The 12,183-nt window shown below is 36.6% G+C and carries 12 protein-coding genes; 3 read left to right on the plus strand and 9 right to left on the minus strand.

What is annotated here, in order from left to right:
- Window positions 1–14: 14 nt before the first annotated feature.
- Window positions 15–296, minus strand: a complete 282-nt coding sequence (locus BME96_RS11545; protein WP_019378711.1) for a UPF0223 family protein — start codon at window positions 294–296, stop codon at window positions 15–17.
- A gap of 20 nt (window positions 297–316) precedes the next feature.
- Window positions 317–1,270 (minus strand): NAD(P)H-dependent flavin oxidoreductase, encoded by a 954-nt coding sequence (locus tag BME96_RS11550; RefSeq protein WP_071649107.1) that lies wholly within the window; start codon window positions 1,268–1,270, stop codon window positions 317–319.
- A 199-nt stretch (window positions 1,271–1,469) separates the two neighbouring features.
- Here BME96_RS11550 and BME96_RS11555 point away from each other — a divergent pair, with 199 nt between their 5' ends.
- Window positions 1,470–2,939 (plus strand): aminotransferase class I/II-fold pyridoxal phosphate-dependent enzyme, encoded by a 1,470-nt coding sequence (locus BME96_RS11555; RefSeq protein WP_060680421.1) that lies wholly within the window; start codon window positions 1,470–1,472, stop codon window positions 2,937–2,939.
- A gap of 124 nt (window positions 2,940–3,063) precedes the next feature.
- On the opposite strand, the gene BME96_RS11560 is transcribed toward BME96_RS11555, so the two are convergent.
- Window positions 3,064–3,171 carry a GapA-binding peptide SR1P gene (locus BME96_RS11560; protein WP_071649108.1) on the minus strand — a complete coding sequence of 36 codons (108 nt, stop codon included), beginning with the start codon at window positions 3,169–3,171 and terminating at the stop codon, window positions 3,064–3,066.
- Window positions 3,172–4,062: 891 nt separating this feature from the next.
- The gene (locus BME96_RS11565) at window positions 4,063–4,923 is read right to left on the minus strand and encodes a polysaccharide deacetylase family protein (protein ID WP_019378954.1); all 861 of its coding nucleotides are present in this window, start codon (window positions 4,921–4,923) and stop codon (window positions 4,063–4,065) included.
- A gap of 223 nt (window positions 4,924–5,146) precedes the next feature.
- Between BME96_RS11565 and BME96_RS11570 the strand changes: the two genes are divergently transcribed.
- The gene (locus BME96_RS11570) at window positions 5,147–5,527 is read left to right on the plus strand and encodes a thioredoxin domain-containing protein (RefSeq protein ID WP_019378955.1); all 381 of its coding nucleotides are present in this window, start codon (window positions 5,147–5,149) and stop codon (window positions 5,525–5,527) included.
- Between the two features lie 35 nt (window positions 5,528–5,562).
- On the opposite strand, the gene lpdA is transcribed toward BME96_RS11570, so the two are convergent.
- The 5 genes from lpdA to BME96_RS11595 form a co-directional block, all read right to left on the minus strand.
- Window positions 5,563–6,972 carry a dihydrolipoyl dehydrogenase gene (lpdA, locus tag BME96_RS11575; RefSeq protein ID WP_060680359.1) on the minus strand — a complete coding sequence of 470 codons (1,410 nt, stop codon included), beginning with the start codon at window positions 6,970–6,972 and terminating at the stop codon, window positions 5,563–5,565.
- A 3-nt stretch (window positions 6,973–6,975) separates the two neighbouring features.
- Window positions 6,976–8,292: a dihydrolipoamide acetyltransferase family protein gene (locus BME96_RS11580; RefSeq protein ID WP_071649109.1), complete on the minus strand. Its 1,317-nt coding sequence runs from the start codon at window positions 8,290–8,292 to the stop codon at window positions 6,976–6,978.
- 24 nt (window positions 8,293–8,316) lie between these two features.
- Complete coding sequence (locus BME96_RS11585; RefSeq protein WP_019378958.1) at window positions 8,317–9,294, minus strand: alpha-ketoacid dehydrogenase subunit beta; 978 nt, start codon at window positions 9,292–9,294, stop codon at window positions 8,317–8,319.
- A 3-nt stretch (window positions 9,295–9,297) separates the two neighbouring features.
- The gene (gene pdhA / locus BME96_RS11590) at window positions 9,298–10,341 is read right to left on the minus strand and encodes a pyruvate dehydrogenase (acetyl-transferring) E1 component subunit alpha (protein ID WP_223280640.1); all 1,044 of its coding nucleotides are present in this window, start codon (window positions 10,339–10,341) and stop codon (window positions 9,298–9,300) included.
- Between the two features lie 399 nt (window positions 10,342–10,740).
- Window positions 10,741–11,433 (minus strand): YkyA family protein, encoded by a 693-nt coding sequence (locus BME96_RS11595; protein WP_071649111.1) that lies wholly within the window; start codon window positions 11,431–11,433, stop codon window positions 10,741–10,743.
- Between the two features lie 170 nt (window positions 11,434–11,603).
- Here BME96_RS11595 and def point away from each other — a divergent pair, with 170 nt between their 5' ends.
- Window positions 11,604–12,155 (plus strand): peptide deformylase, encoded by a 552-nt coding sequence (gene def / locus BME96_RS11600; protein WP_019378961.1) that lies wholly within the window; start codon window positions 11,604–11,606, stop codon window positions 12,153–12,155.
- Window positions 12,156–12,183 lie beyond the last annotated feature (28 nt).

Genomic DNA, 12,183 nt, shown 5'->3' on the forward strand with positions numbered 1-12,183 from the left:
AAAGAGGGGCATACTTAAGCATGTCCCTCTTTCATTTTTATGATACCTTGCTCCGTCTCTTTTAATTTTTTTACTACTTGAAAACTGGAATAGCCTGATTGTTGCTGGAAATTTGCAAACAGTTTTTTCTCCTCACTTTTTGAAGGGACTATTTGTTTGAACTTACGATATAACAATGCTATATCCTGTCTGGCGGCTCCTTTTTCATATGCTTGTTCTATTAATGAAAAAAATTGTACAACGTCAATTATTTCTTGGGTTGTCCAACTATCATCGATTGGATAGTGATAACTCATATTGAACCTCCTGGTTAGTCTTATAATTTTTCTTTTATTTTTTCTGCTTCCAGTACCATTGTTCCGATTAACTCTTTAACTGACGGTAAATCATGTATTCTGGCTGCTCCTTGTCCACTCCAGCCAAAACCTTCCTCTGCCTTACCATCATAAATATAACGTTTATTGGCATCGCCACTAATAAAATTCTTTAAGGCTTCATATCCCCCGTCTTCCTTTTCGACATTTAGAATCTTGTCTGTCCATGGGTTCTTTAAAGCTCTAGCCGGCGTTCCTAAGGTACGCTTAATAACCACAGTGGAGTTTTCATCGGCGTCTATGATTGCTTGCTTATAAATTGGATGGGCATGAACGCATTCCTTCGTAGCAATAAAGCGAGTCCCCATCTCTATTCCTTCCGCTCCTAAAGCAAGAGCTGCCAACATTCCTCTACCATCCACTATTCCTCCAGAAGCAATAACAGGAATGGATACATTGTCAACTACTTGGGGAGTTAGTGTAAAGGTTCCCACATCACTTCGCCCAAGATGGCCACCACCATCTTGACCTACAACCATGACAGCATCTGCTCCCAATTCTTCTGCCTTTTCTGCCTGTCTTCGAGCAGCTACGAGAACTAGCTTTTTAATAGGTTGTTCTTTCACCATATCAAGTACCTTTTTAGGATTCCCACCTGTCACAGATATAACAGGCACTTTTTCTTCAATTGCAACCTCGACCATATGCTCAAAAGGTCTACCGTGCTCTCCAATGGCAAAGTTTACACCAAAAGGATTTGTAGTCATTTTTCTTAATTTGCGAATTTCATTTCTTAATTCGTCGGCGCTTGATAAACTCATAGCTGTAATCTGTCCTAATCCGCCCGCATTAGAGACGGCTGCTGCCAAATCAGCATATGCAAGATATGCTAGTCCCCCCTGAATAATCGGATATTTAATACCCAGAAGTTTCGAAATTCTAGTTTCCCATTTCATAAGGTTTACCTCCTAAAAGTTTATATTATGTACCAGCTCATTAATTAATAACTTAAAAATCTAACCATAACTTTAATTATTACTATGTTACCATCCCTACCCATAATAAGGCTATCGAAAAATCGAAGTAGAATTATAGGATATTATTTGCTATAATACTCTAGTTATTTATACTGAAGAAATTGAGGTAAGAAAGATGATTAACCAACATAAAACACCATTATTCACTGGACTACTGAATCATATAGAGAAGAACCCAATTGCGTTTCACATCCCAGGTCATAAACAAGGGAAAGCTGCAGAGCCTACATTCCGCAATTTTCTCGGAGACGCTGTATTCTCAATTGATTTAATTAATATAGAGCCTTTGGATGACTTGCATCATCCTCATGCAATAATTAAAGATGCACAAGAGCTTGCAGCTTACGCCTTTGGTGCTGACTATACTTATTTTTCTGTTCAAGGAACGAGTGGAGCAATAATGACTATGGTATTAAGCGTATGTAATCCGGGTGACAAAATTATTGTTCCAAGAAATGTGCATAAATCTGTTACATCAGCAATAATTTTTTCTGGTGCCATTCCAATCTTTATACAGCCAGAACTCGATGAGAAACTCGGTATTTCTCATGGTATTACCCCAAATTCAGTTAAAAAAGCAATTAAAGCTCATCCAGATACAAAAGCAGTACTAGTAATCAACCCTACTTATTTCGGTGTCGCTGCTGATTTAGAGGAAATCGTACGCATTAGTCATAAATATGATATACCAGTGTTAGTTGATGAAGCACATGGTGTGCATATACACTTTCATGAGGAGCTTCCTCTCTCAGCTATGCAAGCTGGTGCTGACCTTTCAGCTACGAGTGTTCACAAACTTGGCGGATCTCTAACGCAAAGTTCCATTTTGAACCTTCAGGGAACACGCGTATCTCACAAGAAAGTACAAACAATCATGTCGATGCTGACAACTACCTCCACATCTTACTTATTATTAGCATCCTTAGATACTGCCAGAAAGCAACTTGCTACTAATGGATTTACATTAGTAGATGAAGCACTAAGGTTAGCAAATGATACAAGAAAACAGATAAACAGCTTAAATTACGTTTACTGTGCAGCACATGAAATCATTGGAACGGAAGCTGCCTACAGTTTCGATCCTACAAAACTTATTATATCTGTAAAAGATTTAGGGATTACAGGTTATGATGCAGAGGTATGGCTAAGGGAGAATTTCTCTATAGAGGTAGAGTTATCCGATCTTTATAATATTTTATGCATTATTACTCCAGCAGACACAAAGGAATCTGCAGGAAAATTAGTTCATGCACTAAAAAGGTTGGATGAAAGCAATACAGAGACAATTTGCGGTAAAGATGTACAAGTATCCATCCCTGATATACCTTTATTAGCTTTAACACCAAGAGATGCCTTTTATGCAGAGACAGAAATTATCCCATTTTGTTCTGCAGCGGGTAGAATCAGTGCGGAATCCATTATGGTCTATCCTCCGGGGATACCGATTTTCATCCCGGGAGAAATTATTACAGAAGAAAATATAAATTATATCCACAAAAATATACGTGCTGGACTGCCTGTGCAGGGGTTACAGGATGAGACACTGGAGACTATACACGTTATTAAAGAGCATAAACCCTTTACTTAGTTATAAGAGCCACTTGATAGCTATTTGATTGAAAAAGCGATATGTTTTAAATAACATAATTCTATTAATAAAAAGGCTGCAATTTATAAATTGCAGCCTTTTTATTAATATACTTTATCTAAAATTATTTATTTTCGTTACAAGTCGGACATGTTCCATAAAGGGTAGTTACTTTCTCTTCATTATAATGATCGATTACTGTCTGGCAATCTTGACAAACAATTGTGCCCATCTGGTCCACTCCTTTTCCGTAAATTATGTTAGCGTATACATATTATAATATGTCACATTTCATTTTTCAACCCCAAATTAGTATATCACATTAAAAAATATGTTATCTCCATGTATCCAATAACTAAAATACCTACCTCAGTAACATCACATACTTTATACACATTTAAAAATAATTTAATTTGATAAAATACGATGACACCACTTTCAAAATATAACTTATTTCAAATATTAAAAACAACAACGGAAATTTTTTCGTCACTACTGCAACAATTGAGGAGACAAACTTATTTTGTTCCTTCGTAGTTGGAGGAAACTGCGACGTAGTGGATATGATTTTCTAATCTCGCTACGGGAAAATATTACGCTTTCCGCGGGCGGCCTGCGAGCCTCCTCGAACTCCACTAACGTTCCGTTCTGTGGGGTCTCGCTAGTCTCGCTTTTCCCGCAGGAGTCTTCATATTTCCCCTTCGCTAGAGTGTATTTCTCAAAGATTAAAGATAAGAGCTACTTATTCAATTCTTAAATACCTCAAATTAATCAATAGCACATACCAATTGATTGGAATGGAAGATGACGACTCCTGCCGGAATAGCATGAGCTGAAGACCCTGCACGGAGCGTAGCGAAGGAAGCGGCTGAAGCCATGCCGGCGGAAAGCGTTCATCTGTAATGGAAATCAATGGCGGTAGATGATCATCAAAACTTATTAAAATATATTTTAGTAGTGTATCTTTTAGAAACAGTAATTTACAATACTTACAGTTACGTCGCAGTTTATATATTTTCAGCAGTATGGAATAATCTTTGCTGTACAAAAACTTTTTTGCAAACAAAAAAACCTGCAATAGGACGATTTTCCGCTAAAAAATCTGTCCAATTGCAGGGGTACTTCACATATTTTTTGTTTTAATCAATGCAGGATCTACCATTTTATATCCTTTATCTCGGAGTCCTTTAATGATTCCAGGTAATGCAGTGTTCGTCCATTCTCTGTCATGCATTAGTAGATTCGCTCCTGGTTTAAGTAAGGAATAATCTACCCCCACTTCTGGACCTTCTCCACTGATCATTGCTTGTTCTAATTTATTAGCATCCATATATGGTTCAAAATAATCGTAACCATAGGTCCAATTCATTAATGTCATACCTTCTTCAGCAGCTAATTTCCTCGAATAATCAGTATTCGCTCCATGAGGTGCACGGAAGAATAATGGACGTTCTCCAATAATTTCCTCAACACGATCACTTACAGATAATATTTCCTCTCGCTGTTCTTCTTTTGTTATTTTTTTAAGATTTGCATGGGTTTTCGTGTGATTGCCAATAATAAAACCCATATCGTGTAATTTCTTTAGCTTCTGAGCGCCTTCCTCTGATTCAATAAAATGACCATTCACAAAAAATATAGCATTTACATTAAGTTCCTTTAGTTTATTGGCCATTTCCAATGAATACTTATCAGGTGCATCATCGATTGTAATTAACACTACTTTTTCTTCCGCACTGTCAATAGGAACAATGGATGCTTTTTCTGTTACTTCATACTTTGGTTCTTTCACTTCCTCTGATACTTCTTCTGCTTCTTTACCTTCTTCTTCCTTTTCTTCACTATCAGAATGTTGGTCTTCCTGTTGCTCAGCTTTGTCTTGATCAGTGCTTTTTTCTTGTGTACTTTCTTCAGGCGTACTGCTACATGCTGACAATAATACAATAGCGATTACGATGAAAACTAATACTCCTACTTTTTTCATCCTTCTGCCTCCCCCTAAGATGTCCTTCTACAAATTAGTATAAGCCAAAAAGAAACTAATTTGAAATATAACCTTTTTATACAACAGATATATTACTAATAAGACAGTCCAATTTCTATTATTTTACCATCTGATAACACGACTAAATTAGACATATTTTTTTGTTAAACTAAGAATATATGATAATAACTACTTTTATTTTTCCCAAAAGGGCGTGATTAGCTTGAAAATTAAGCTCATAGTTATATTAATATTCATTCTAATTCTAATACCATTTTCCGGCTGTGCAAAATCGAATAATAAAGTTATAGATGTAGTTACTTTTCAGCCACTAGATTATGATGTATCACTATTTTCTGATGCAAAAAGTGATCATAATAGAAATCTGTATATTGATGCGATAATTGAATTAAAAGCTAAGTATCCAACTGCTTTTAAAAATGTACAGACAGGAGAAATGACTAAAGAGGAAGCTGCACGGCTATCAGAAATCGAGGAAACAACATTGATTATTAGTAAAAACGGTCAAACTGTTTCTCGCCTGTCAGGTGATCAAGATAAATCAAAGATTGTGAATACATTGGAGAAGTTTGTAGAAAAATAAGACCACTAAAAAAAGGAGCATTTCGCTCCTTTTTTTTATTTCATCATATGAACTGGTGTACCTAAAGCAACTTCAGCTGCTTCCATAGTAATTTCTCCAAGTGTAGGATGTGCATGAACAGTAAGCGCAATATCCTCAGCTGTCATTCCTGCTTCAATTGCTAATCCTAATTCGGCAATCATATCACTTGCATTAGGTCCAGCTATTTGAGCTCCAATTACTAACCCGTCTTCTTCACGAGTTATTAGCTTCATAAAACCATCACTATTATTCAAGGATAGAGCCCGACCATTTGCAGCAAACGGGAATTTAGAAGCCTTTACTTTGTATCCTGCATCTTTTGCATCTTTTTCTGAATAACCCACTGTAGCCAGTTCGGGATCAGAGAATACAACTGCAGGCATTCCGATATAATCAACTTCTGATTTTTCTCCACTGATTGCTTCCGCAGCAACTTTACCTTCATAGGAAGCTTTATGCGCAAGAGGCATTCCTTCAACAATATCACCAATAGCATAGATATTGTCTACAGAGGTACGACATTGCTTGTCAATTTTAATACGACCTTTATCGTCTTTATCTATACCAACCTGTTCAAGCCCTATTTCCTCTGTATTAGGACGTCGACCTACAGTAACAAGTACATAATCTGCTTCAATTGTTTCTTCTTTACCTTTAGCTTCATATGACACTTTAACACCGTCAGAAGTTTCTTCAGCACCATTGGCCATTGCTTCTGTAATTATTTTTACGCCTTTTTTCTTCAAGCGTTTTTTAACGGTTTGAGTCATTTGCTTTTCAAATCCACCGAGAATATCTTTTGTACCTTCCAGTATTGTTACCTCAGTACCGAAATTAGCGTAAGCTGTTCCAAGTTCAGTACCAATATAACCTCCACCGATAACAACCATTTTCTCAGGGATTTCATTTAGATTTAGTGCTCCTGTTGAATCAAGCACACGCTCAGAGAACTTGAATCCTGGAATTTCTATAGGTGTTGAACCTGTAGCAATAATACAGTTGTTAAATGTATAGGTCTGAGAATTTTTTTCATCCATTACTTTTGCTGTATTTTTATCAACAAAATAAACCTCACCTTTAACAATATCAACCTTATTACCTTTTAAAAGTCCTTCAACACCTGATGTTAATTTATTTACTACTTTTCCTTTCCACTCTTGAACTTTAGAAAAGTCAACTGTTACGTTCTCTGATTTAATTCCTAACTCTTCGTTTCCATGAGCGTACTCTGTTAGATGTCCAGCTTGTATAAGTGCTTTTGACGGGATACACCCAACGTTAAGACATACACCACCAAGGGTACCTTTTTCTACAATGGTGACTTTTTGGCCAAGCTGTGCAGCGCGAATAGCGGCAACGTAACCGCCTGGGCCTGCTCCTACAACCATTGTATCTACTTCAATTGGAAAATCTCCTACTACCATAATTTACGCCTCCATCATAATTAATTGTGGATCGTTCAATAGTCGCTTTATTTGATTTAGAGCCAGCTGTGCTGTTGCTCCATCAACAATGCGATGATCAAAGCTTAGTGATAATGCAAGGACAGGTGCAATCACAATTTCTCCATCACGTACAATTGGCTTCTCGGCAATTCGACCAATACCCAAAATAATTGCTTCTGGATAATTAAGAACTGGTGTAAACCATTGTCCACCGGCAGAACCAATATTTGTAATTGTATTTGATGCACCCTTCATCTCTTCAGATGTTAGTTTACCACTTCGAGCCTTTTCTGCCAATTCATTAATTTCCTGTGAAATAGCAAAAATAGATTTACGATCGGCGTCTTTAACTACTGGAACAAGCAATCCTTTTTCAGTATCTGCTGCGATACCAATATTATAATAATGCTTGTGAATAATTTCGTTTGTTTCATCATCCACTGCTGCATTTAAAATAGGAAATTTCTTAGATGCAGAAACTAATGCCTTAGCTACATAAGGAAGATAAGTTAATTTAATTTCCTGTTCAGCAGCTACAGCTTTAAATTTCTTACGATGCGCCACAAGCTCAGTTACATCAACCTCATCCATTAAAGTAACATGAGGAGCTTTTGTTTTTGAATTAACCATTGCGCTTGCGATTGCTTTACGGATACCACTCATTTTTTCTCGTGATTCAGGATATTCCCCTTTAGGTGCAGAAGCTGGTTGAGATGTGCTTTCAGTGGCTTCTGCTTCACTAGGCTCTTCTTGCTCATTAGTTGTAGCTTGATCACCACTAAGATATTTATCTACATCTTCTTTCAGAACCCTGCCATTTTTCCCGGAACCAGTTACTTCATGAATATCTATTTCATGATCGCGTGCATATTTCCGTACAGATGGCATAGCAATAACACGCTCATCTGAATTTGAAGTCTCTGACTTTTCTTTTTTAGGAGAAGTGCTCTTTTCTTCTTTCTCTTCTTTCTCCTCTTTCTTTTCTTCTTTTTTACTATCTTCGGAAGTTTGCTCTTCTGATTCTTTTTGTTCCTCTTCTTCTGGCTCGTCAGATTCATAACCTTCAGCATCAAATGTAATCAACGAGTCCCCAACAACTGCAACAGTACCTTCATCTACATGCAGTTTTTTAACTGTGCCGTCCACAGGAGATGGAATTTCTACGACAGCTTTATCATTTTGCACTTCACATAAAACATCATCTTCTTTAATTTCATCGCCTTCTTTGATAAACCATTTAACAATTTCACCCTCATGGATTCCTTCACCAATATCAGGCAATTTAAATACATATGCCATTATGACGACCTCCTGTTCGTTTTATTAAAAATTCAATACTTGATTTACTTTTTCTATAATATCCTTGTGATTTGGCAACCATACTTCCTCGGCAGCAGAAAAAGAATATACAGTGTCAGGTGCAGTTACACGAAGCACTGGTGCTTCTAAATGTAATATAGCTCGTTCTTGAATTTCAGCTACTACATTAGCAGCTACTCCGGCCTGACGTTGAGCTTCTTGCACTACTACTACACGATTTGTCTTCTTAACAGATTCAACAATCGTATCAATATCAATTGGCGATACAGTTCGCAGATCAATAACTTCTGCGTTAATACCGTCTTTTTCCATTTCCTCTGCTGCTTTTAAAGAAGCGTGAACCATTGCGCCATATGCTATTAATGTTACATCTTTACCTTCTCTTTTTACATCCGCTTTACTTAAGTCAATAGTATATTCTTCTTCAGGTACTTCACCACGGAAAGAACGGTATAATTTCATGTGTTCTAAAAATAGAACAGGATCGTTATCTCGAATAGATGAAATTAAAAGCCCTTTCGCATCATAAGGCGTGGATGGAATTACGACCTTTATACCAGGTTGCTGAGCAATTAAACCTTCTAAGGAATCTGCGTGTAATTCCGGAGTATGAACTCCACCCCCAAATGGTGAACGAATTGTAATTGGTGAAGTGTGTGTACCACCTGAACGATATCTCATTCTAGCCATTTGACCATTAATTGAGTCCATTACTTCATATACGAAGCCGAAGAATTGGATTTCCGGCACTGGTCGATAACCTTGCAACGCCAGCCCAATTGAAAGACCACCAATGCCTGATTCGGCTAGAGGCGTGTCAAATACACGTTCTTCTCCGAATTCATCTTGTAGTCCTTCTGTCGCACGGAACACGCCGCCATTTTGGCCAACGTCTTCTCCAAAAACCAACACATTTTCGTCGTTTTTTAATTCTGTGCGCATTGCGTCAGTAATTGCTTGAATCATTGTCATTTGTGCCATGATTTACTTCGACTCCTTTTCTTTGTATTCTTCCATTTGCTCCTGCAAATTCACTGGAAGTTCTTCAAACATATTTCCGATAAAGTCGGTAACCTTTTGTTTCGGATACTCATCGGCTTTCTTGATTGCCTTCTTAATATCGTCTTTCGCTTGTTCGATTACTTTATTTTCTTCCTCTTCAGACCATAAATCCTTACTTTCTAAGAAAGTACGGAAACGAACAAGTGGATCTTTCTTTTCCCATTCATTATCCAAGTCTTCAGTACGATAACGGGTTGGGTCGTCACCTGCCATTGTATGAGGACCATAACGATAAGTAAGTGTTTCAATAAGCATTGGACCTTCGCCGTTTATTGCACGTTCACGAGCATGCTTTGTTGCTGCATATACGGCAAGGACATCCATGCCATCTACTTGTACACCTTCAATACCCGCTGCCACCGCTTTTTGTGCAAGTGTTTTTGCGTTTGTTTGCTTTTCAACAGGCACAGATATTGCAAAGTAGTTATTTTGAACAAAGAATAGAGCAGGTGCTTTGTAAGCTCCAGCAAAGTTAATTCCTTCATAAAAATCACCCTGAGATGTTCCCCCATCTCCAGTGTAAGTTACAGCTACTGATTTTTTACCACGTTTCTTCATTCCAAGAGCCACACCTGCTGTTTGTACATATTGAGCTCCAATAATAATTTGTGGACTCAATGCATTTACGCCTTCAGGCATTTGATTTCCATGGAAATGTCCTCTTGAAAATAAGAATGCTTGATATAGTGGCAAACCATGCCAAATTAATTGTGGAACATCACGATATCCAGGAAGAATAAAGTCTTCTTTTTCCAGTGCGAACTGACTTCCAAGCTGAGAAGCTTCCTGACCTGCAGTAGGAGCATAAAATCCTAAACGGCCTTGTCGATTTAAAGCAATGGACCGTTGATCCAATATACGAGTGTATACCATTCTGCGCATGAGCTCTTTTAAATCCTCATCTGATAGATCGGGCATATCATCTTTATTAATAATTTCTCCATTTTCATTAAGAATCTGGAACATTTCGAACTGACTTTCAACACTTTCCAATACGTGTTTCAAAATAGTTCACCTCTTCCTTTCCTTATAGCTTAATAATTGTAATCTTTTCTAGCCTTCCCAAAACGACAAAAAAACTGCATAACTCCTACTTATTCATGTACCCTTTCTTGATTTAACTTAATCATCTTCTAAGATAATCCAAACTGTTATATAAATCAAGAGAAAATAATTAGTACAACAAATATCTATTCCTATCCTATCTTACATATTATTTTTGGTCAAACAGTTCGGCTTCTTACTAATCTAATCAGTATAATATTTACAGAAAGCACAAAGCACTGTTACATTGGTTTGTGCACACTGTATTAATACAACAAAAAAACTGCACCTTTGTTAAGATACAGTTCCGATATTTCAGTATTATTTTTTCTCAGCTGAATCATCTCCAGCAGGATTATCTTCATAGTTTACATTCATCTCAGCTAGTTCATAAAAGTCTTTTTTGATTGCATTATACTCAACAGTATATTCGTTGAACTTTTTGTTATAGTTTAGTACTTTTTCGTAACTTTGATTAATTTTTTCTATCTTTTTAGTTAACTCTTGTTGTTCAACATCTTCTTTTTGTAGCATTTTATACATTTCTTTTTCCAGCTTTAATGACGTATTGTAAGCTTTATTAAGTTTAGAATAAGCATCATATCGGTTATTCATTACTTCAACTAATTCCTGACCTTTTTTCTTTAATTTAGAATCCTCCAATTTACCAATTAGCTCTTCAGCTTTTTTAAATTCTTCTTTTGAAGATTCCATACTTTCTTTTTCAGTAGCGATTTTATCTGAGCGTTCATTAATTACACTAATAGCTTTCTCTGACAAATTTTTAATTTTATCAAAATCATCCATACTCAAATCAATAATCTGATTATATAATTCCTGTTCTTTCTTCTCTAAGTCCGTAATAGGTTCTTGTTGTTCTTCAAAAACTTCTTCCTTATTCACGGCTTCTTCCAATTGACTGTGGATTTTCTCTTCTGTACTCTTCCCACTACAAGAAGCTAATAAAATCAAGCATATAACAAGTATAAAGCCTATTGTTTGTACACGTCTCATCCCATAGTACCTCCTATAATTCCTGGTTGTTTTTTTAGTATAACATAGAATAGATAACAGCCTGTCTAATTCAAATATAGATGGTTCTATTTTTAATCTATGATTAATAAGGTCATGTTATGATAAAATAGGAAGCAAGTTCAAATGATAAGAAATGGGAGTGGCATGAAATGATAACGATGAAAGACATTGTTCGAGAAGGGCATAAATCGTTGAGAACGGTGGCTGAAAGTGTAGAAACACCGTTAAATCAAGAAAATAAAGTATTATTAAATGATATGCTTACCTTTTTAAAAAATAGTCAGGATGAAGAAATTGCTGCTAAATATGACTTACGTGCGGGAGTAGGACTTGCAGCTCCACAATTGGGGATTAACAAACGTCTGATTGCTGTTCATTTTGAAGACCCTGATGGCAAACACTACAGCTACGCTCTTGCAAACCCGAAAATAATTAGTCATTCTGTAGAAAAATCTTATCTCTCATCCGGAGAAGGTTGCTTGTCTGTAGACAGAAATGTGGAGGGTTATGTCCCTCGGAATGCCAGAATCACTGTGAAGGCAATCGACAAAGAAAATAATCCAATTAAATTAAGGCTAAAAGGTTATGCTGCCATCGTGGTACAGCATGAAATCGACCACCTTAATGGGATCATGTTTTATGATCATATTAATAAAGAGAACCCTTTTATAACTCCTGAAAATGCGAACCCAGTGGAATAATAGTAACTAAATCAGTAGTATTAATGGG

It is taken from the genome of Virgibacillus halodenitrificans, from assembly GCF_001878675.1.
GTDB lineage: Bacteria > Bacillota > Bacilli > Bacillales > Amphibacillaceae > Virgibacillus_Q > Virgibacillus_Q halodenitrificans.

Excerpts from the sequence above, each read along its gene's own strand:
- BME96_RS11560 (WP_071649108.1), bottom strand. The coding sequence starts at position 3,171 with ATGGGCACAATTGTTTGTCAAGATTGCCAGACAGTAATCGATCATTAT.
- BME96_RS11580 (WP_071649109.1), bottom strand. The coding sequence starts at position 8,292 with ATGGCATATGTATTTAAATTGCCTGATATTGGTGAAGGAATCCATGAG.
- BME96_RS11565 (WP_019378954.1), bottom strand. The coding sequence starts at position 4,923 with ATGAAAAAAGTAGGAGTATTAGTTTTCATCGTAATCGCTATTGTATTA.
- BME96_RS11545 (WP_019378711.1), bottom strand. The coding sequence starts at position 296 with ATGAGTTATCACTATCCAATCGATGATAGTTGGACAACCCAAGAAATA.
- BME96_RS11595 (WP_071649111.1), bottom strand. The coding sequence starts at position 11,433 with ATGAGACGTGTACAAACAATAGGCTTTATACTTGTTATATGCTTGATT.
- BME96_RS11585 (WP_019378958.1), bottom strand. The coding sequence starts at position 9,294 with ATGGCACAAATGACAATGATTCAAGCAATTACTGACGCAATGCGCACA.
- BME96_RS11550 (WP_071649107.1), bottom strand. The coding sequence starts at position 1,270 with ATGAAATGGGAAACTAGAATTTCGAAACTTCTGGGTATTAAATATCCG.
- pdhA (WP_223280640.1), bottom strand. The coding sequence starts at position 10,341 with ATGTTCCAGATTCTTAATGAAAATGGAGAAATTATTAATAAAGATGAT.
- lpdA (WP_060680359.1), bottom strand. The coding sequence starts at position 6,972 with ATGGTAGTAGGAGATTTTCCAATTGAAGTAGATACAATGGTTGTAGGA.
- def (WP_019378961.1), top strand. The coding sequence starts at position 11,604 with ATGATAACGATGAAAGACATTGTTCGAGAAGGGCATAAATCGTTGAGA.